21 protein-coding genes are annotated in these 19,080 nt (G+C 33.9%); 10 read left to right on the forward strand and 11 right to left on the reverse strand.

The window, feature by feature from the left end:
- Position 1: 1 nt before the first annotated feature.
- The 10 genes from EV697_RS00865 to ccmA all read right to left on the reverse strand — a co-directional run bounded on the left by EV697_RS00865 (position 2) and on the right by ccmA (position 7,548).
- A complete protein-coding gene (locus EV697_RS00865; protein ID WP_132021601.1) occupies positions 2 to 655 on the reverse strand; it encodes a DUF8095 domain-containing protein in 654 nt (217 codons plus the stop codon).
- 156 nt (positions 656 to 811) lie between these two features.
- Positions 812 to 1,687 (reverse strand): c-type cytochrome biogenesis protein CcmI, encoded by an 876-nt coding sequence (ccmI, locus tag EV697_RS00870; RefSeq protein WP_132021603.1) that lies wholly within the window; start codon positions 1,685 to 1,687, stop codon positions 812 to 814.
- A 3-nt stretch (positions 1,688 to 1,690) separates the two neighbouring features.
- The gene (locus EV697_RS00875; protein WP_165906454.1) at positions 1,691 to 2,188 is read right to left on the reverse strand and encodes a cytochrome c-type biogenesis protein; all 498 of its coding nucleotides are present in this window, start codon (positions 2,186 to 2,188) and stop codon (positions 1,691 to 1,693) included.
- Positions 2,188 to 2,736: a DsbE family thiol:disulfide interchange protein gene (locus EV697_RS00880; RefSeq protein WP_132021607.1), complete on the reverse strand. Its 549-nt coding sequence runs from the start codon at positions 2,734 to 2,736 to the stop codon at positions 2,188 to 2,190. The genes EV697_RS00875 and EV697_RS00880 overlap by 1 nt, the downstream gene beginning before the upstream one ends.
- Positions 2,737 to 2,771: 35 nt before the next feature.
- Positions 2,772 to 4,724 (reverse strand): heme lyase CcmF/NrfE family subunit, encoded by a 1,953-nt coding sequence (locus EV697_RS00885; RefSeq protein ID WP_132021609.1) that lies wholly within the window; start codon positions 4,722 to 4,724, stop codon positions 2,772 to 2,774.
- On the reverse strand, positions 4,721 to 5,254 hold the full coding sequence (gene ccmE / locus EV697_RS00890; protein WP_132021611.1) for a cytochrome c maturation protein CcmE: 534 nt from the start codon (positions 5,252 to 5,254) through the stop codon (positions 4,721 to 4,723). The genes EV697_RS00885 and ccmE overlap by 4 nt, the downstream gene beginning before the upstream one ends.
- The gene (gene ccmD / locus EV697_RS00895; RefSeq protein ID WP_132021613.1) at positions 5,244 to 5,450 is read right to left on the reverse strand and encodes a heme exporter protein CcmD; all 207 of its coding nucleotides are present in this window, start codon (positions 5,448 to 5,450) and stop codon (positions 5,244 to 5,246) included. Before ccmD ends, ccmE begins: the two co-directional genes overlap by 11 nt.
- Positions 5,451 to 5,491: 41 nt before the next feature.
- On the reverse strand, positions 5,492 to 6,223 hold the full coding sequence (locus tag EV697_RS00900; RefSeq protein WP_132021615.1) for a heme ABC transporter permease: 732 nt from the start codon (positions 6,221 to 6,223) through the stop codon (positions 5,492 to 5,494).
- Between the two features lie 15 nt (positions 6,224 to 6,238).
- Positions 6,239 to 6,904, reverse strand: a complete 666-nt coding sequence (ccmB, locus tag EV697_RS00905; RefSeq protein ID WP_132021617.1) for a heme exporter protein CcmB — start codon at positions 6,902 to 6,904, stop codon at positions 6,239 to 6,241.
- Complete coding sequence (ccmA, locus tag EV697_RS00910) at positions 6,901 to 7,548, reverse strand: cytochrome c biogenesis heme-transporting ATPase CcmA (RefSeq protein ID WP_132021618.1); 648 nt, start codon at positions 7,546 to 7,548, stop codon at positions 6,901 to 6,903. Before ccmA ends, ccmB begins: the two co-directional genes overlap by 4 nt.
- 548 nt (positions 7,549 to 8,096) lie before the next feature.
- Here ccmA and leuA point away from each other — a divergent pair.
- The 4 genes from leuA to leuD all read left to right on the forward strand — a co-directional run bounded on the left by leuA (position 8,097) and on the right by leuD (position 12,850).
- Positions 8,097 to 9,650 carry a 2-isopropylmalate synthase gene (leuA, locus tag EV697_RS00915; RefSeq protein ID WP_132021620.1) on the forward strand — a complete coding sequence of 518 codons (1,554 nt, stop codon included), beginning with the start codon at positions 8,097 to 8,099 and terminating at the stop codon, positions 9,648 to 9,650.
- Between the two features lie 17 nt (positions 9,651 to 9,667).
- Positions 9,668 to 10,744, forward strand: a complete 1,077-nt coding sequence (gene leuB / locus EV697_RS00920) for a 3-isopropylmalate dehydrogenase (protein WP_132021622.1) — start codon at positions 9,668 to 9,670, stop codon at positions 10,742 to 10,744.
- 83 nt (positions 10,745 to 10,827) lie between these two features.
- Positions 10,828 to 12,234 (forward strand): 3-isopropylmalate dehydratase large subunit, encoded by a 1,407-nt coding sequence (leuC, locus tag EV697_RS00925; RefSeq protein ID WP_132021624.1) that lies wholly within the window; start codon positions 10,828 to 10,830, stop codon positions 12,232 to 12,234.
- Positions 12,235 to 12,244: 10 nt separating this feature from the next.
- Positions 12,245 to 12,850 (forward strand): 3-isopropylmalate dehydratase small subunit, encoded by a 606-nt coding sequence (gene leuD, locus EV697_RS00930; RefSeq protein ID WP_132021626.1) that lies wholly within the window; start codon positions 12,245 to 12,247, stop codon positions 12,848 to 12,850.
- 97 nt (positions 12,851 to 12,947) lie between these two features.
- Here leuD and infA read toward each other — a convergent pair whose 3' ends face one another.
- Positions 12,948 to 13,166, reverse strand: a complete 219-nt coding sequence (gene infA / locus EV697_RS00935) for a translation initiation factor IF-1 (RefSeq protein WP_132021628.1) — start codon at positions 13,164 to 13,166, stop codon at positions 12,948 to 12,950.
- 463 nt (positions 13,167 to 13,629) lie between these two features.
- Between infA and rfbB the strand changes: the two genes are divergently transcribed.
- The 6 genes from rfbB (at position 13,630) to cmk (ending at position 19,042) form a co-directional block, all read left to right on the forward strand.
- Positions 13,630 to 14,652: a dTDP-glucose 4,6-dehydratase gene (gene rfbB / locus EV697_RS00940; protein ID WP_132021630.1), complete on the forward strand. Its 1,023-nt coding sequence runs from the start codon at positions 13,630 to 13,632 to the stop codon at positions 14,650 to 14,652.
- A gap of 84 nt (positions 14,653 to 14,736) precedes the next feature.
- On the forward strand, positions 14,737 to 15,060 hold the full coding sequence (trxA, locus tag EV697_RS00945) for a thioredoxin (RefSeq protein WP_132021632.1): 324 nt from the start codon (positions 14,737 to 14,739) through the stop codon (positions 15,058 to 15,060).
- 83 nt (positions 15,061 to 15,143) lie between these two features.
- The gene (locus tag EV697_RS00950; protein WP_132021634.1) at positions 15,144 to 15,983 is read left to right on the forward strand and encodes an SDR family oxidoreductase; all 840 of its coding nucleotides are present in this window, start codon (positions 15,144 to 15,146) and stop codon (positions 15,981 to 15,983) included.
- 84 nt (positions 15,984 to 16,067) lie between these two features.
- Complete coding sequence (gene argG, locus EV697_RS00955) at positions 16,068 to 17,402, forward strand: argininosuccinate synthase (RefSeq protein ID WP_132021636.1); 1,335 nt, start codon at positions 16,068 to 16,070, stop codon at positions 17,400 to 17,402.
- A gap of 79 nt (positions 17,403 to 17,481) precedes the next feature.
- Complete coding sequence (locus EV697_RS00960; protein WP_132021638.1) at positions 17,482 to 18,369, forward strand: VirK/YbjX family protein; 888 nt, start codon at positions 17,482 to 17,484, stop codon at positions 18,367 to 18,369.
- Positions 18,362 to 19,042 carry a (d)CMP kinase gene (cmk, locus tag EV697_RS00965; protein WP_132021640.1) on the forward strand — a complete coding sequence of 227 codons (681 nt, stop codon included), beginning with the start codon at positions 18,362 to 18,364 and terminating at the stop codon, positions 19,040 to 19,042. The genes EV697_RS00960 and cmk overlap by 8 nt, the downstream gene beginning before the upstream one ends.
- The last annotated feature ends 38 nt before the right edge of the window (positions 19,043 to 19,080 follow it).

Raw genomic sequence — 19,080 nt, forward strand, 5'->3', positions numbered from 1 at the left:
ATTATTTACAAATAGTTTTATATAAAACTTTTGATGTGTTTTGAATATTGCGTTTAGCAATATGCATACCATATTTGTTTTCATCATTCTGAATATTTTGAGCATTTTCGGGATCTTTTATATTAAAAATAGGGGCATACTGGGTATATTTAGGCGCGTTCTTTGAATAAATGGTAGCGCTGGTAATACTTGCATAATATTCATTCTCTCGTTTATCAAAGTAATAGGTCCTAGAGTCAGTAATATCAACACCATATTGAGATTGGTATCCTTTACAAATCCCCGCACCTGATTCAAAGATTGTATGTGAGGTTGTATTTTCACCTATTTTATACATTTCAAACTTTGTGCTACCACCAAGATAATCTTTATTTTTATTAGAAAGATCTGTATCCAATATTTTTTGAGATGTTGTAGTAAGATAGGCGGTTTGCTGATTATTTGTTTTTTCTTTCTCATTAATGAAATAAAGAAATTTACTCTCTGACTGTTCTAATTCTAAAGGCTCATCTAAAATATCCTTATTTTTTATGACACCTTCTTCTGAGAAGTGAATAGAATAATTTTCCGCATCAGCATATTTAGGAAATACAAATGAAAAAATAATAGTAAATAAAATAAATTTGTAATAATCAGTTACCCTAATTAAATTCATATTATTCCTTTGCATATAACAAAATATATTATTATCTTGGAAACATTTAATCATCTTATTAATTTGTTGAGTATATTACCTAATATTAAGTAGTATGACTAGATATTTATATTTAGATATTTGTTATACATTTTACAATTAATGTATTTAGTAGCTTTATTTAATATTTTCACTTGCCATATGAATACTTTTCTTCAAAACTTCAACTCTAGGATCATCTTTTGGTAATAAACGCAACATCATTGACCAAGTTGCGACTGCCATTTTATAATCTTCCCTTTCAAAGTATTGAAATGCTAATAAACTAAGAGCTTGCAAGTTTGTATGTTCAACTCTTAGTACTTCTCTTAATAATGTTGTTCCCTTTATCTTATCTGCTTCATCATTAGCAAGCATTAAGAGTTGAGCATAAGATATTTTATATCTAATATTATTAGGATCGAGCTTGTAAGCACGCCCATAGCTATCGTGGGCAAGTTGCCCATTTTCTTGAGCCATTGCGACTTGACCTAATAGCCACCAATCTTCTGCATTATTCGGTTCTTTTTGTAATTTTAAACGCAAAGCAATAATAAATTGCTGTAATTCTGAATCATCAAGCGGTTTTGTTTCTTCTTCCTTTAGGCGTTCATAAAAGTGCGGTAACTTTTCGACTGTTTTCTCAAGCATCATTTCCTCTTTCCAAGAACCTGTTGCGGTATAGGAGAGTGTTGAGATAATTAGTAATCCAAGAAAACCAGATACGAACCAAATTTTTCCAAGAACAGTATTGTTATTTACTACTTCTTTTTGTTTTAAAGGAATATCTTGCAATAGTGATTGTTGTAGTTCAGTTTTTAATTGTTCACTATTTGATATTAATCCTTGCTGTTCATCTTCTTCAAGTTCTTGTAAGCGATTAAAGTAAAAAGTTTTATTCAGTTTATCTCGATCAACACTTTCTTGTTTTGTTAATTTTTTTTGCAATAAAGGATAGAAACACAATAATGCAATTGCAAATGTTAATAAGCTAGTAATTATCCAAAAATTCATTGATTATTTTCCTTTATTATTTAGCAGTGCTTGTAAACGGGCTCGTTCTTCATCCGTTAAGATTTGTTCTTCGGATTCAATATTATTTTTATTATTTTTTATTGTACTAGTACTAGATTGTCTATGTAATACAAAGAATATACCTAATAAAATAAGAATGATAGGAATGATCCATAAAAGAGATGTTGCTATTGTAATTGGTGGATCATAGGTAATAAAATTTCCATAACGATCGATCATATATTGGGTAATTTCCTCTTTGGTTTTACCTGCTTCTAGCAATTCAAATACTTTTGCTCGCATATCCACAGAAATACTTGCATTTGAATCGGCAATACTATTATTTTGGCACTGCGGACAACGCAATGCTTGAGTAAGGGAATGGTAGTCTTCTTCCTGCTGTATTGATTTAAAATTTAACGCTTCAATAGCAGCGAAAGAAAAAGAAGTAAACAGTATCCCTAAAAAAAGTGCGGTAATAAAATAGAACGATTTTCTCATTATTTTAACTCAGTTAATTTATTGTAAATTGGTGCTAATGTTTCTTGCCAAACTTTTTCATTGATATCACCTGTATGTCGATATTGAATAATTCCTTGACCATCAACAATAAAGGTTTCAGGTGCACCATAAACGCCTAGATCAAGACCTAATGCCCCTTTTTCATCTTTTATGGTAACTTGATAAGGATTGCCTAAATCTTTTAACCATTTTTGAGCTTTATCTGTTTGATCTTTATAATCAATGCCGATGATTGTGATACCTTTTTTTGCCAGCTTATTAAGATATTTATGTTCCGCATAGCAAGTAGGACACCACGTCGCCCATACGTTAATTAACAATGGCTTCCCTTGTTGAAAAAGAGATTTATCATAAAGTTTTTGATCATCATTGAGATCTTGTAGTTTGTTAATCGGAACAGATTTACCTATTAATGCACTTTCTAACGCTTTAGGATCCTGTCCTTGTGCATTACGCTGTAATTGAACAAAAAAGGCAATAGTTAAGCCTAAAAATAAAATAAGTGGAATATAAAGTTTTTTATTCATTATTAATAACCTGTTTATTTACAAGGACTGAGCGTTTAATTATATTTTTTTAACAGTTTGGAAAAGCGATAGCGGCGATCAAAAATACAAAGTAATCCACCTAATACCATAAACAAGCCCCCTATCCAAATCCAGCGAATAAATGGTTTATAATATAAACGTAATGCCCAAGCATTATTACCTAAACTTTCCCCTAAAGCGACATAAAGATCACGACTAAATCCCCAATCAATAGCGGCTTCAGTCATCGACATTTTACTTACTGTATAAAAACGTTTTTCAGCGTAAAGCGTAGTTTCAAATTTACCATTTTTATAAATATCAATTTGTGCTTTTCCGCCTTGATAATTAGCACCATTTGCGTCTGAAATACCTTGGAATTTAAAATCATAATCAGCAATATTTACTGTATCACCGACAGACATTCTTACATCACGTTCAACGCTATAATTTTGACTAAAAGCGATGCCCCAAACTGTCATCGCTACCCCTAAATGTGCAAGAATCATTCCCCAATGAGAACGAGAAAGTTTGCTTATTCCTACGAAAAAAGGATGACGATGTGTTGCTCTTGCGTGAAGTTCATAAAGGGAAAGTATTACGATAAATACGGACATCATCGTACCGATAGTCGCCGTAACCGTAATTTTATCTTGTAAGAAATAAGGTAAAGCAAAGCCTGCTACTAGCATAATGATTAGACTAATTATTGCTGGTAAGCGAATAGCAGATAGCTGATCTCTACGCCATTTTATTAATGGTCCAATGCCAAGTAAAAGTGCAAAAGGAATCATTAAATACAAAAACATTTGATTAAAGAATGGTGCACCAACAGAAATAGAGCCTAGTCCAAGTTGTTTGTGAATTAGTGGTAACAATGTGCCAAGAAAAACAACCGCTAGTGCAGCCATCAACAAAACATTATTTAATAATAATCCAGTTTCTCTAGAAACGGTTTCCGCATTGTTTTTAGAACGAATTTGATTACCTTTATAAGCATATAACGTTAGTGAGCCACCAATGACAATAATTAAATAAATTAATATATAGAGTCCACGAGTAGGATCAGATGCAAAAGCGTGTACGGAAACTAAAATTCCTGAACGAACTAAGAATGTGCCTAGTAAGCAGAGTGAAAATGCCAAAATAGCCAATAAGACTGTCCAAGCTTTAAAGGAACTACGTTTTTCGGTTACTGCAAGTGAATGCAATAGTCCAGTGCCAGCTAACCAAGGCATTAATGAGGCATTTTCAACGGGATCCCAGAACCACCATCCACCCCAACCGAGTTCGTAGTAAGCCCACCAAGAACCAAGAACAATACCTAATGTTAAGAAAATCCAAGCTGCCATTGTCCAAGGTCTTGACCATCTTGCCCAAGCTGTATCAAGTTTACCCGTCATTAATGAGGCAATAGCAAAACAAAATGCAACAGAAAAGCCAACATATCCCATATAAAGGAGTGGAGGATGAAAAATTAATCCAACATCTTGTAATAAAGGATTGAGTTCTCTACCATCTACTGGAAAATCAGGAAATGTTCTATCAAATGGATTGGATGTAAATAAGATAAAGACGAGGAAGCCTATGGTAATAATGCCCATAATACCTAATACACGAGCAATGGCTTCTTCAGGGAGCTGCTTACTAAATAATGCAACAGTCGCTCCCCAAAAAGTTAATAGCCAAATCCAAAGTAATAACGACCCTTCGTGAGATCCCCAAACTGCAGAGAGACGATATTCAATGGGTAAATTGGTATTAGAATTATTTACTACATATTGAACAGAGAAATCATTGGTTGCAAATAAATAAAATAACGCACCAAATGCAAATGTTAAACTGACAAATAGAGCATAAGTCATTGGGCGAGCGAAAGACATTAATTGAGTGTTGCCTTTTTCTGCTCCCCATAGCGGTAAAATCGCTTGGAATATTGAAATAGCTAAACCAAGTGCTAATGCATAATTACCTAATTCAGCAATCATTTGTAACCTTCTTTTTTCATATCCATCTCTTTACTTTGACGATCTTTTTCACTTTCCCCTTGTAGATCGGCGATTCCCATTGGTTTATGTACTTTTTGCATTTGATCACTAAGTTCTGGTGGTACATAATTTTCATCGTGTTTAGCAAGAACTTCTGTCGCTTGTAATACAGTCGGTTGAATTAGTACACCTTGTGCCACAATACCTTGACCTTCTCTAAATAAATCAGGAAGAATGCCTTCATATTCAACGGTAATAGCAGGTCCTATGTCATTTAGATCAAATTTAACTTTGAGGCTTTTTTCATCACGATGAACTGTTCCTGTTACGACCATTCCACCGACACGAATACGTTGTCCTACTTCTGGTTTAGTGCTGGCGTCATCATTTTTCCCATAAATAATCTCTGATGGGGTATAAAACAAGTCAATATTTTGGCGTAAAGCATATAACACTAATCCCGTAGCGATAGTGACACCAAGTAGGATAAATAGAATAATTGATAATCTTGATTTACGTCTAGGATTCATAGCGACCTCTTGATGTGGTATTTTGGCGTAATTCACGTTGTTTTTCTCTTTTAATTTCTTGGAATAGGGCTTTTTTACTGTAAACACTCTCCAAGCCTAATATAACAATCGCAATAAAAGAAATACCATAAGAAAGCCAGACATAGAAGCCATAGCCACCCATATTAAAAAAATCACTCCAAGTTTCAAAAAACATATCTTTCCTCAACAATAAAATATATAAAAATTAAAATGCGGTTATTTCACTAAGGATCTTACCCAAGGGCGTTTATTTTCTTCTTTCAATAGTGCAACACGGTAACGAACTAAACTAAACCAAATATATAAAGTCATAAAACCAAAAATACATAAAATTAAAGGAATAAGCATTGGCGTTGCAATTGATGGCTTTTCAAATTTTGTGATACTTGCTCCTTGATGTAAGGTATTCCACCATTCTACAGAAAAATGAATAATTGGTAGATTGATAACGCCAACAATACATAAAATTCCAGCTGCTTTTGCCCCAATGTTTCTATCTTGAAATGCTGTATAAAGAGCCATTACACCTAAATATAGGAAAAATAAGATTAATTCTGCTGTTAATCTGGCATCCCAAACCCACCAAGTTCCCCACATTGGTTTCCCCCAAACTGCACCTGTAACTAGGGCGAGAAAAGTGAATACCGCACCAATAGGTGCCATCGCCACCATTGCAATATGTGCTTGTCTAATTTGCCACACTAAAGCCACGATGGCCGCAATTGCCATTGAACCATAAATACCCATTGACCATATCGCTGTTGGTACGTGTATGTACATAATACGGAAACTATTACCTTGTTGATAATCCGCTGGCGCATAAGCTAATCCCCAAACAACGCCAATACCTAATAAAATAATAGTAATAACAGCAAAGAACGGAATAAATTTACCGCATAAATGATACTGAGTTTCTGGTTTTGCATAAGGGTGTAACCATTTCCACATTATTTTTTATCCTTCTTATTGATCCAAACTAATTCTTAATGCTGCAGCAATGGCAAAAGGCGATAAAGTTATTGCTACAGCTAAAAAAGCCCCTAAAATAGCCAGCTGTCCATTATAGGGAAAATGTAATGTTGCTGCATCTAAAATTGATGCTGAAAATATTAAAACGGGAATAAACAAAGGTAATACAAGTAAACTTAGTAATACGCCGCCTTTGCGTAATCCAACAGTTAATGCAACGCCAATAGCGCCGATACAGCTTAAAATCGGTGTGCCGATTAACAAGGTTAATACTAATGCCCACCAAATATGTATATCTAAAGAAAGTAGTAGTGCGGCAATAGGTGATAATAAAATCAGAGGCAATCCAGTTAATAGCCAATGAGCAATGACTTTTGCTAAAGCAGTTAATACTAATGGCTGGTTTAATAAAACTAATTGTTCCAATGAACCGTCTGCAAAGTCATCCCTAAACAAACGTTCAAAAGAGAGTAAGGCAGAAAGTAACGCTGCGACCCAAGCAATGCCGGGAGCTATTTTCGCTAATAATTTTGGATCAGGACCAACAACCAACGGAAATAAAGTTAAAATAATTAAAAAAAACCATAAAGGGTTTAAGATTTCCGCTTTTTTACGCATTGCAATTTGCAATTCTCGTTTAATTATTTGAGTAAATATCATTGTTCGTCACCCAAATACTGAAAGTTTTCTAATTGTACTGATTTTAATAATTGGCTCGGTACTTCTTGATGGCTTGTTAAGATCACAATTCCACCCGCTTGTGTTTGTTTTTCAAAAAGTGCGGTTAATTCCGCTACACCATTTTTATCAATAGCGTTAAAGGGTTCATCTAATATCCAAAGGGGAACTTTTGTCAGCCATAATCGAGCTAAAGCAATACGTTTTTGCTGACCCGCAGATAGTTGACTTGCGACAATATCTTCCTTACCAATTAAACCAACTTTTGCTAAGCTATCCCATAGAATATCATCACCTTGTTTGCAATGGCTTATCTTTTGATAAAACTGTAAATTTTCCCAAGCAGTTAGTTCTGGTTTTATACCCGAATAATGCCCTAAATAGAGTAAGTGTTGATAATATTCTTCACGATTTTTCGTAATTTCAAGATTATTCCACCGCACTTCTCCTTTTAGTGGCTGTGCAAGCCCCACTAAAATGCGTAATAAACTGGTTTTTCCTATGCCGTTATGCCCTTTAATTTGCACAAAATCGCCCGATTGCCAAGTTAGTGATAAATCACTAAAAAGGCGTTTATCTCCTCGTTGACAAGAAAGCTGTTCAATTTGTAATAGGTTATTAAACATAATGGCTAATTTTATCTATTTTTGATTGGTGTATTCTATCATAATCTTTTTGAATGATGTAATTATTGTTGATAAAAAACTATACCCATTTAGTTGTAACTAAGGTGTTTTATTGATTTATCGCAAATTATTTTTTGCTTATATTTTAACGTAAGATAATCTAGAATTTTGGTATAAAAAATATCTAATTTTATTACTTTTAGATTGTATATTCTGACTTTATTGATTTTTGTAGTTTTTTATCCTTATTTTTGTTTGTTTTTGTACTTTTAATTTATATAAAAATCTAAAAAATTCATTTGACAGATTATATGTAATCAGTATGATGAAGTTGTTTGTTAATTTATGGATTTTTATTTTATGTTTAATTTTGTTTCTTTATTACTCAATCTCATTCTTGCATATTCTTTATGCGGATTGGTTGTGAATAAAAAACAGTAAAATGTAAAAGAATTTAAACCAAGACCCGCATAAAAATGCGGGTTTTTTTATATTTATAGCTCGTATTTTTAAGCAAATAATAAAATCAATTTGGAAGGATTATCGTTATGAGAACAGATCAAGTAATTATTTTTGATACAACATTGAGAGATGGCGAGCAGGCGTTAAAAGCAAGTTTAACGGTTAAAGAAAAATTGCAAATTGCATTTGCTTTGGAACGTTTAGGGGTAGATGTTATGGAAGTGGGCTTTCCGGTTTCCTCTCGAGGTGATTTTGAGTCAGTACAAACAATTGCAAAACATATAAAAAATAGTCGGGTTTGTGGTTTATCTCGAGCGATAGATAAAGACATTGATGTAGCTGCAGAAGCACTACGTGTCGCAGAAGCTTTCCGTATTCATACTTTTATTGCCACTTCAGCATTGCATGTGGAAGCAAAATTAAAAAAGACATTTGATGATGTGGTGGATATGGCGATTAATGCAGTTAAACGTGCCAGACGTTATACCGATGATGTTGAATTTTCTTGTGAAGATGCAGGAAGAACTGGTGTTGATAATATTTGCCGTGTAGTTGAAGCGGCAATCAAAGCTGGTGCAACAACGGTTAATATTCCAGATACCGTTGGTTATTGTTTACCAATGGAATATGGCAACATTATTGCAAATGTGATGAATAGAGTGCCGAATATTGATAAAGCAATAGTTTCTGTACATTGCCATAATGATTTAGGTATGGCTACGGCAAACTCATTAACAGCGATTCAAAATGGAGCAAGACAAATTGAGTGTACTATTAATGGTATCGGTGAGCGAGCGGGTAATACGGCTTTGGAAGAAGTGGTGATGGCAATCAAGACTCGCCAAGATTTATTTGCTATTGATACGAGAATTAACACAAAAGAAATTCATCGAGTCAGTCAAATGGTAAGCCAGCTTTGTAATATGCCAATTCAACCAAATAAAGCCATTGTGGGATCGAATGCGTTTGCACATTCTTCTGGGATTCATCAAGACGGTATGGTTAAAAATAAAAATACTTATGAAATTTTGTCCCCTGAAAGTATTGGTTTGAAAAAAGAAAAATTAAATTTAACCGCAAGATCAGGTCGTGCAGCGGTTAAAAATCATATGGAAGCGATGGGCTATCAAGAAAGTGAGTATGATTTAGATAAACTTTATACTGCATTTTTAACTTTAGCGGATAAAAAAGGTCAAGTATTTGATTATGATTTAGAGGCATTAGCCTTTATTGATATGCAACAAGGTGATGAAGATCGTTTACATTTAGATGTGATTACCTCCCAAATGATGAGCCATTTACCCGCGTCAGCTTTTGTTCAGGTTGAACTAGATGGTAAAAAATATAGTGAAGTGTCTAATGGTGGAAACGGACCTGTTGATGCGGTATTTAATGCTATTCTAAAAATTACTCAAATTGATTTAGTGATGCTTAATTATAATTTGACCGCAAAAGGTGAAGGCGCCGAAGCTTTGGGACAGGTGGATATTGTCGTAGAACATAGTGGTCGCCGTTTTCACGGGGTTGGTTTAGCTACAGATATTGTTGAAGCCTCTGCTCGTGCATTAATTCATGCGATTAATGCTATTTATCGCTCACAACAAGTTGCCGATATTAAATCAAGTAAAGTGGCAAATTAGACTAAATGGAGAAAGAAATGAAAACATATAATATAGCGGTATTAAGTGGTGATGGCATAGGTCCAGAGATTATGGCGGAAGCTATAAAAGTGCTAGATGTGGTACAACAAAAATATAACTTTAAGTTAAATTACCGCACTTTTGATGTCGGTGGTATTGCTATTGATCGTTATGGTACGCCTCTTCCAGATGAAACCATAAAAGGTTGTGAAGAAAGTGATGCAATTTTGTTTGGTTCTGTTGGTGGACCAAAATGGGAAAACTTACCGCCAGCACAACAACCAGAACGTGGTGCATTATTACCATTACGCAAGAAATTTGCTTTATTTTCAAATTTACGACCAGCAACACTTTACAAAGGATTAGAAAAATTTTGCCCTTTACGATCCGATATCGCTATGAGAGGATTTGATATGGTAACAGTACGAGAATTAACTGGCGGCATATATTTTGGGCAACCTAAAGGACGTGAAGGTGAAGGAAAGGATGAAAAAGCTTATGATACGGAAATTTATCATCGCTATGAAATTGAGCGTATTGCAAAAGTAGCGTTTGAAACAGCAATGAAACGTAAAAAGCACGTTACCTCTGTTGATAAAGCAAATGTTTTAATCAGTTCTGTTTTATGGCGGGAAACGGTTATTGAGGTAGCAAAACAATATCCAGAAGTAACACTGGATCATATTTATATTGACAATGCCACTATGCAATTAATTAAGCAGCCCGACTTTTTTGATGTATTACTTTGCTCAAATATATTTGGTGACATCATTTCAGATGAATGTGCAATGATTACTGGCTCAATGGGAATGTTACCTTCAGCAAGTTTAAATGAACAAGGATTTGGATTATATGAACCAGCAGGGGGATCGGCACCTGATATTGCAGGAAAAGGTATTGCTAATCCAATTGCACAAATCCTTTCTGCAGCAATGATGTTGCGTCATAGTTTTAATTTAAATGAAGCTGCTGATGCTATTGAAAGTGCGGTCAAAAAAGTCTTAGAAAATGGTTATCGAACGGCAGATCTTGTTGATGATAATAAGCCAATTTCGACATCGGAAATGGGCGATCTTATTGCTCAATCTATTTAGTCGATTGTGAATAAAAACAAACGAAAAAATGACCGCACTTAATTAAGTGCAAAATTATAGAAAATACCAGTAACGAGAAAAATATGAAAAAGACACTTTACGAAAAATTATTTGATGCACATATTGTACATGAGCAAGAAGGCGAAACGCCTTTATTATATATTGATCGCCACTTAGTGCATGAAGTTACTTCACCACAAGCATTTGATGGATTAAGAGTGATGGGAAGAACTGTTCGTCAACCAACTAAAACAGTAGCAACAATGGATCATAATGTCCCTACCGATAGTCGAGAATTATCTGGTTCTGGCGAAATGGGGCGTTTACAAATGGTGGAGCTAGATAAAAATAGCAAAGCATTTGATATCACCTTATATGATATTAATCATATTAATCAAGGTATTGTGCATGTAATGGGACCAGAACAAGGATTAACTTTACCTGGAATGACCATTGTGTGTGGCGATTCCCATACCGCTACGCATGGTGCATTTGGTGCATTAGCTTTTGGAATAGGTACCTCTGAGGTTGAACATGTTTTAGCGACTCAAACGATCAAACAAACTCGCGCTAAAAAAATGAAAATTGAAGTGAAAGGTAAAGTAGCAAAAGGAATTACCGCTAAGGATATAGTATTAGCGATTATTGGTAAAACAACAATGGCTGGTGGAACAGGGCATGTGGTTGAATTCTGTGGTGAAGCCATTCGTGATTTGTCTATGGAAGGGCGAATGACTGTTTGTAATATGGCGATTGAATTAGGGGCAAAATCAGGGTTAATTGCACCTGATGAAACGACATTTAATTACTTAAAAACATTACCATCAGCTCCCAAAGGAAAATATTGGGATGAGGCAGTCGCTTACTGGAAAACCTTAAAAACTGATGAGGAGGCTGAATTTGATACTGTAGTTACATTAGAAGCAAGCGATATTAAACCACAGGTAACATGGGGGACAAATCCTGGACAAGTGATTAGTATTGATCAAGTTATTCCAAATCCAGCTGAAATGGCAGATCTTATTGAGCGTCAATCAGCTGAAAAAGCCCTTGCATATATGGGATTAAACCACAGTATCAAATTAACTGATGTTACGATTGATAAAGTATTTATCGGATCTTGTACTAATTCTCGAATTGAAGATTTACGTGCGGCGGCAGCTGTTGCTAAAGGGCGTAAAGTTGCAAATAATGTACAAGCATTAGTCGTACCAGGATCGGGGTTAGTGAAAGCACAGGCTGAAAATGAAGGTTTAGATAAAATTTTTATTGAGGCAGGGTTTGAATGGCGTCAACCAGGTTGTTCAATGTGTTTGGCAATGAATAACGATAAATTAGCAACTGGTGAACGTTGTGCTTCAACCAGTAATCGAAACTTTGAAGGGCGTCAAGGTCGAGGCGGGCGTACCCATTTAGTCAGTCCAGCGATGGCTGCCGCAGCTGCCGTTTTTGGAAAGTTTGTTGATATTCGACATATTGAATTATTATAAGGAATGAAAAATGGCAAAAGAATTTAAACAGCATACAGGATTAGCCGTACCACTTGATTTATCCAATGTGGATACTGATGCGATTATTCCTAAACAATTTTTACAAAAAGTTACTAAAACGGGATTTGGAGTACATCTATTTCACGAATGGCGTTTTCTTGATGACGAAGGAAAGCAGATAAATCCCGATTTTGTACTCAATTATCCTCGTTATCAAGGTGCAAGTATCCTACTTGCAAGAGAAAATTTTGGTTGTGGTTCTTCTAGAGAACACGCTCCTTGGGCATTGGCAGATTATGGAATTAGAGTAATTATTGCCCCAAGTTTTGCGGATATTTTCTATGGTAACAGCTTGAATAATCAATTATTACCTATTCGTTTAACTGATGAAGAAGTTAATGAGTTATTTGATTATGTCAAAAATAATGATGGGGCAACGATTACTGTAGATTTAGAAGAGCAAACGGTATCAGCAAATAACAAAACTTATCATTTTGATATTGATAGCTTTAGACGCCATTGTTTGTTAAACGGATTAGATAATATTGGATTGACTTTACAACATGAAGCAAAAATTGCTGAATATGAAAGTAAAATTCCAGCATTTTTGCGATAACCTCTAGCTCATTGTAATCATTAATAAAAAAACACTAGTTTGATTGCTCATCAAAACTAGTGCTTTTTTATATGCTTATAACTAGACTAAATTTATATTAGCGACTACGGAAAATAATACGTCCTTTACTTAAATCATAAGGTGTCATTTCGACAGTTACTTTATCACCTGTCAAAATACGGATATAGTTTTTACGCATTTTTCCTGAAATATGTGCAGTAACAACGTGTCCATTTTCTAGCTCAACACGAAACATCGTATTAGGTAACGTATCTAAAATAGTCCCTTGCATTTCAATACAATCTTCTTTAGACATTAAATCCTCTGTATTTATTAAATAATCAAAAAAACGCATGAATTATACATTTTTATTATATATATATAAAGAATTTTCTTATAAATCTAATTAATAATAGTTATGGTTTTTATTTTGTTCAATTAAGTAATGAAATTGCTAATTCTCTTATAGGGTTTTGTTGATAAAAATTATCTCTTCTAGAATGCTTGATTTAAGAAGAATATAATTAGACTTTCTAGTTTGTTATTTAGTTTGTTAAGTAGGCTAGTATATTCTTTAAATGGAAAAGAGGAGATTTTATAGAATCGATATATCATAAGCATCATCATTCATCATTCATCATTCATCATTTATGATGAAGGAGAAAATAAGAAAAATAGTAAGAATAAGGGCAATTCTATTTAGAGTAAATAGAGTTTTATATAATTTTAAATGTTATAATAACATCTATTGTTGTATTTAGTTAAAATTACGGGAGAGTATGAAAATATTAATTACAGGAGGAGCTGGATTTATAGGTTCTGCCCTTATTCGTTATATAATTAATCATGCTCAAGATTCAGTTATCAATGTTGATAAGTTAACTTATGCTAGTAATTTACAATCTTTAGATAGTGTAAAACATAATTCACGTTATTTTTTTGAACAAGTTGATATTTGTGATAAATCCAAGTTAATTCATATTTTTGATCAATATAAACCAGATGTGGTTATACATTTGGCTGCTGAGAGTCATGTAGATAATTCTATCTCTAATGCGGATCAATTTATTCAAACCAATATTATTGGTACTTATCATTTGTTGGAAGTTTCTCGAGAGTATTGGAGTAAGTTAGACAATTATAGAAAACCATTATTTCGTTTTCATCATGTTTCTACTGACGAAGTTTATGGGGACTTAGGCTATTCTGATCCCCCTTTTACTGAATCATCTCCTTATGTACCAAGTAGTCCCTATTCCGCAACAAAAGCATCAAGTGATCATTTAGTAAGAGCTTGGTTTAGAACTTATGGACTTCCCGTTATTATTACACATAGTTCAAATAATTATGGACCTTTTCAGCATAAGGAAAAATTGATTCCTAAAATGATTTTAAATGCTTTGGAAGGTAAATCTTTACCTATTTATGGTAACGGTATGCAGATTCGAGATTGGTTATTTGTTGATGATCATGTTAGTGCGCTGTATGAAGTTGTTACGAAAGGAAAAGTTGGGGAAGCTTATAATATAGGCTCAAATAATGAAAAATATAATATTGAAATAGTTAAACTAATTTGTGAGTATTTAGAGGAACTAGTTCCGACTAAGAAAAGAGCGGTTAAAAAATATGAAGATTTGATTACTTATATTGCAGATAGACTGGGCCATGATATACGTTATTCTGTTGATGCAAGTAAAATTTTTAATGAGTTATCTTGGAGACCAAAGGAAAGTTTTGAATCAGGATTACAAAAAACAGTAGATTGGTATGTTAAGAATTGGCAAAATAAAAATAGACCGTAAGTGTTTATCCCCTTGAATTTTAAAAAATCCCCCTTATTATAATAGCGTTGAAGTTTTACTAGTTGACAATAAAAGGAAATAATTATGAGTGAAGTATTACATACTACCGATGCGAGTTTCGAAGCTGATGTTTTAAGATCAGATGTACCTGTTTTATTAGATTTTTGGGCGCCTTGGTGTGGGCCTTGTAAAATGATTGGACCTATTTTGGAAGATTTAGCAGCTGAGTATGGTGATAAAGTTAAAATTGTGAAAATGAATATTGATGATAACCAAGAAACACCTGTTAAATTTGGTGTCCGCAGTATTCCTACTTTACTTTTCTTTAAAGAAGGTAAAGCAGTTGCCACGCAAATTGGTGCGTTACCAAAAAATCAGCTTGCAAATTTTATTGAACAAAATAGATAATTTGCGTCTTGAGTAATTTTAAACCCCACTAGATATTTTAGTGGGGTTTATGCTATGTAAAAAGATATTTTTAGGAGCGCGATATGAAATCTGTTTCGATAGTGGGATTGGGCTGGCTAGGTGTCCCTTTAGGGTTGTATTTACGACATTTAGGTTGGCACGTAAAAGGGTCGAAATCAACTTATGACGGGGTAGAGAGTATGCGTTTATTACGTTTTGAAACCTATTATCTTGAGTTAACCCCTGATTTAAATGTAGATCCAGATGATCTGTCTGAGTTGTTATCCGCTGATGCTTTAGTTATTACTATTCCACCTAATCAATATCTTTTTAATCTTAGTAGTTATGTTCAAAGCATTAAAAATTTGGTTAATGAAGCATTATTATATGGTATAGAACATATTATATTTCTTAGTTCAACATCAGTTTTTCCCAATCAATCTGGTTTTTTTGATGAAGAAATGTTTATTGAGCCTGATACGGACATCGGAAAAACTTTATTAGAAATCGAAAACTGGTTATTATCACTTCCTAATGTAGATTGTGATGTGATTCGTTTAGGTGGATTGATTGGCGATGATCGTCATCCTGCTTATAGTCTTGCTGGGAGAGAAAATATTTCTCAAGGCAACTCTCCGGTTAATCTTGTCCATGTTGATGATTGTGCAAGAGCTATTCAGCTATTATTAGAGGCGCCAAGTTGTCGTGCCATATATCATTTAGTTGCACCACAACATCCAACTAAAGCTGATTATTATCAATTTGTGGCAAAGCAATTAGACATTAAACCGGCGAGTTTTTCGTGTGCTAAAGCTGATCCTCAAAGAATTATTTTGGGAGATAAGATATGTCAAGAATTAGGTTTTGTTTATCAATACCCAGATCCTTATTTAATGCTACCTAATTTTATTGCACCCTACTAGACAATATCTTAAATTTAGAATAGAATAACCAGATTTTTTTGTTTTTTTATAAAATATTCATTAAAAAAGAAAGGGTTATTCTATATGTCAAATACAATTTTACAACATCTGCCTACTGGTGAAAAAGTAGGTATTGCTTTTTCTGGTGGCTTAGATACGAGTGCAGCACTACTTTGGATGCGTCAAAAAGGAGCGGTGCCTTATGCTTATACAGCTAATTTGGGTCAACCTGATGAAGATGATTATAATGCTATTCCTAAAAAAGCAATGGAATATGGTGCCGAAAATGCGCGTTTAATTGACTGCCGAACACAATTGGCGCATGAAGGAATTGCAGCTATTCAATGTAATGCTTTTCATATTTCAACTGGTGGAGTAACTTACTTTAATACGACGCCTATTGGTCGTGCTGTAACAGGAACGATGTTAGTTTCTGCGATGCGTGAAGATGATGTGAATATTTGGGGAGATGGTAGTACATTCAAAGGTAATGATATTGAACGTTTTTATCGTTATGGTTTATTAACTAATCCAAATTTAAAAATCTATAAACCTTGGTTAGACGATCAATTTATTGAAGAATTAGGCGGCCGTCATGAGATGTCTGAATTCTTAATTGCCAATGGATTTAACTACAAAATGTCCGTGGAAAAAGCCTATTCAACAGATTCAAATATGTTAGGTGCAACGCACGAAGCAAAAGATTTAGAGTTTTTAAATACAGGTATTCGTATTGTAAATCCTATTATGGGTGTGCCATTCTGGAAAGAAGATATTGATATCAAAGCGGAAGAAGTTACCGTTCGTTTTGAAGAAGGTGTGCCAGTTGCATTAAATGGAAAAACCTTTAGTGATTTAGTGGAATTAATTCTTGAAGCAAATCGTATCGGTGGTCGTCATGGCTTAGGCATGTCTGATCAAATTGAAAATCGTATTATTGAAGCTAAAAGTCGTGGTATTTATGAAGCACCAGGAATGGCATTACTACATATTGCTTATGAACGTTTAGTAACTGGTATTCATAATGAAGATACGATTGAGCAATATCGTATTAATGGCTTGCGTTTAGGGCGTTTATTATATCAAGGTCGTTGGTTTGATCCTCAAGCATTAATGTTACGTGAAACATCGCAACGTTGGGTTGCAAGAGCGGTAACAGGTGAAGTAACTTTAGAGTTACGTCGTGGTAACGATTACTCAATTTTAAATACAGAATCACCTAATCTTACTTACGAAGCCGAACGTTTAAGTATGGAAAAAGTAGAAAATGCACCATTTGATCCAATCGATCGTATTGGTCAATTAACGATGCGTAATTTAGATATTGTGGATACGCGTGCTAAACTTGGTATTTATACTAATTCTGGTTTATTGACTGTAGGAAAGGATTCTATGCTTCCACAGTTAGATAAAAAATAATTGAATAAATTATTAAATTTTAACCGCACTTCATTTAAGTGCGGTTATATTTTGGGCTGTTTTTATTCTGGTTTCATTTATGAATGATAAATTCTTATTTCCTAGTTATAAACAACTAATACCTTATGATAAACGTTTTTTAAAAAGAGTACGTTCTTTTTTGCGTTTTCAGTTATATAGAAGATGGTGTTATTCTGAATGTCTTCAATTTGAAGATTATTTAAATCAGAATCCATTCTGGCAACCATTGTTTTATCAAAACCTTTATCGTTGTAACACGTTATTGGAAAAATTTTGTGATAAACGTTTCAATAAGAAACAGCGTTTACAAGGGATCTTGTCAAACTTATCACTAGCTGAACGTATTTTAGGGAAATCGCTTATTCAACGTTTATTTGATGAAGACTCTCTTTTAATTGGAAAGTTAACGGATACGCTAAGTTTATATTTGAATATTAATCAAATTGATCCATTTGAAGGTTTTTTTTCTATAAATATAAAAAATCAAAATAATGAAAGTATTTATGATGCATCTTTTATTTTTATTCAGCCTTATTCGATTTTAATTACTTCTGTACAAGGTCCAAATAAATTAGATGCTCAAGGATTAGTAAAAGATACAACTAAACAGCTACATGGTATAAGACCAATGTTTATGTTAGTTTATGCTTTCCAAATGATAGCGCATTGTTTGGATTGTGAGTTGTTCGGCATAAAGCATAAATATCAAGCTAAATATCGTTGGAATGATCATGCTAAATTATTATTTAATTATGATGAGTTTTGGAAAGAGAATAAAGCCATTTTAAATACACAAGATTATTGGGTTCTTCCTTTAGCGATTGAATATAAATCTTTAGATGATATTGCTAGTAAAAAACGTTCCATGTATCGCCGACGTTATGAAATGTTAGATAAGTTAAGAGATGAAATCATACTATTTTTTAGGGGGAAATGTGATGAGTAATATTGTAATTACGGTTGATGGACCTAGTGGTGCGGGGAAAGGGACATTATGTTATGCCTTAGCAGAAAAATTAGGATTTACGTTGTTAGATAGTGGCGCTATTTATCGAGTAACTGCATTAGCCGCATTAAATAGAAATATTGCTTTAGATAATGAAGATGAGTTGGAGAAGCTTGCTCGTCATCTTGATATTCATTTTGAACCTACGAATGGTGAAGTGAATATTATTTTGGAAGGTAATGATGTCAGTCGTCAAATTCGTACTCAAGAAGTAGCTGAAGCAGCCTCAAAAGTGGCAGTATTTTCTAAAGTAAGAACTGCACTTTTACAGTTACAACAAGATTTCTCAACAGATAAAGGACTAATTGCGGATGGTCGAGATATGGGAACAGTAGTATTCCCAAATGCTCAAGTTAAATTATTTTTAGATGCTAGCGCAGAAGAAAGAGCAAAAAGACGTTTTAATCAGTTGCAAAATAAAGGAATTAATGGTAACTTTGAGCAGATTTTAGCCGAGATAAAAGAGCGTGATTTTAGAGATAGAAATCGTGCTGTTGCTCCCTTAAAACCAGCGGAAGATGCGTTGTTACTTGATAGTACAACATTAAGTATTGATGCTGTGATTTTAAAAGCGTTGAATTATATTGAGAAACGACTTGATATTAGGCTATAATTAGAGAATTGTATTCTGTTTATTCAGGGATTGAATGA

The organism is Bisgaardia hudsonensis, from assembly GCF_004345785.1.
GTDB lineage: Bacteria > Pseudomonadota > Gammaproteobacteria > Enterobacterales > Pasteurellaceae > Bisgaardia > Bisgaardia hudsonensis.

Bases quoted from the DNA above. Each gene is read 5' to 3' on its own strand.
- argG (WP_132021636.1), top strand. From the start codon at position 16,068: ATGTCAAATACAATTTTACAACATCTGCCTACTGGTGAAAAAGTAGGT.
- EV697_RS00885 (WP_132021609.1), bottom strand. From the start codon at position 4,724: ATGATTGCTGAATTAGGTAATTATGCATTAGCACTTGGTTTAGCTATT.
- trxA (WP_132021632.1), top strand. From the start codon at position 14,737: ATGAGTGAAGTATTACATACTACCGATGCGAGTTTCGAAGCTGATGTT.
- infA (WP_132021628.1), bottom strand. From the start codon at position 13,166: ATGTCTAAAGAAGATTGTATTGAAATGCAAGGGACTATTTTAGATACG.
- cmk (WP_132021640.1), top strand. From the start codon at position 18,362: ATGAGTAATATTGTAATTACGGTTGATGGACCTAGTGGTGCGGGGAAA.
- ccmI (WP_132021603.1), bottom strand. From the start codon at position 1,687: ATGAATTTTTGGATAATTACTAGCTTATTAACATTTGCAATTGCATTA.
- EV697_RS00950 (WP_132021634.1), top strand. From the start codon at position 15,144: ATGAAATCTGTTTCGATAGTGGGATTGGGCTGGCTAGGTGTCCCTTTA.
- EV697_RS00900 (WP_132021615.1), bottom strand. From the start codon at position 6,223: ATGTGGAAATGGTTACACCCTTATGCAAAACCAGAAACTCAGTATCAT.
- ccmD (WP_132021613.1), bottom strand. From the start codon at position 5,450: ATGTTTTTTGAAACTTGGAGTGATTTTTTTAATATGGGTGGCTATGGC.
- ccmA (WP_132021618.1), bottom strand. From the start codon at position 7,548: ATGTTTAATAACCTATTACAAATTGAACAGCTTTCTTGTCAACGAGGA.
- leuC (WP_132021624.1), top strand. From the start codon at position 10,828: ATGAAAAAGACACTTTACGAAAAATTATTTGATGCACATATTGTACAT.
- ccmE (WP_132021611.1), bottom strand. From the start codon at position 5,254: ATGAATCCTAGACGTAAATCAAGATTATCAATTATTCTATTTATCCTA.
- EV697_RS00960 (WP_132021638.1), top strand. From the start codon at position 17,482: ATGAATGATAAATTCTTATTTCCTAGTTATAAACAACTAATACCTTAT.
- leuA (WP_132021620.1), top strand. From the start codon at position 8,097: ATGAGAACAGATCAAGTAATTATTTTTGATACAACATTGAGAGATGGC.
- rfbB (WP_132021630.1), top strand. From the start codon at position 13,630: ATGAAAATATTAATTACAGGAGGAGCTGGATTTATAGGTTCTGCCCTT.
- leuB (WP_132021622.1), top strand. From the start codon at position 9,668: ATGAAAACATATAATATAGCGGTATTAAGTGGTGATGGCATAGGTCCA.
- EV697_RS00875 (WP_165906454.1), bottom strand. From the start codon at position 2,188: ATGAGAAAATCGTTCTATTTTATTACCGCACTTTTTTTAGGGATACTG.
- EV697_RS00865 (WP_132021601.1), bottom strand. From the start codon at position 655: ATGAATTTAATTAGGGTAACTGATTATTACAAATTTATTTTATTTACT.
- ccmB (WP_132021617.1), bottom strand. From the start codon at position 6,904: ATGATATTTACTCAAATAATTAAACGAGAATTGCAAATTGCAATGCGT.
- leuD (WP_132021626.1), top strand. From the start codon at position 12,245: ATGGCAAAAGAATTTAAACAGCATACAGGATTAGCCGTACCACTTGAT.
- EV697_RS00880 (WP_132021607.1), bottom strand. From the start codon at position 2,736: ATGAATAAAAAACTTTATATTCCACTTATTTTATTTTTAGGCTTAACT.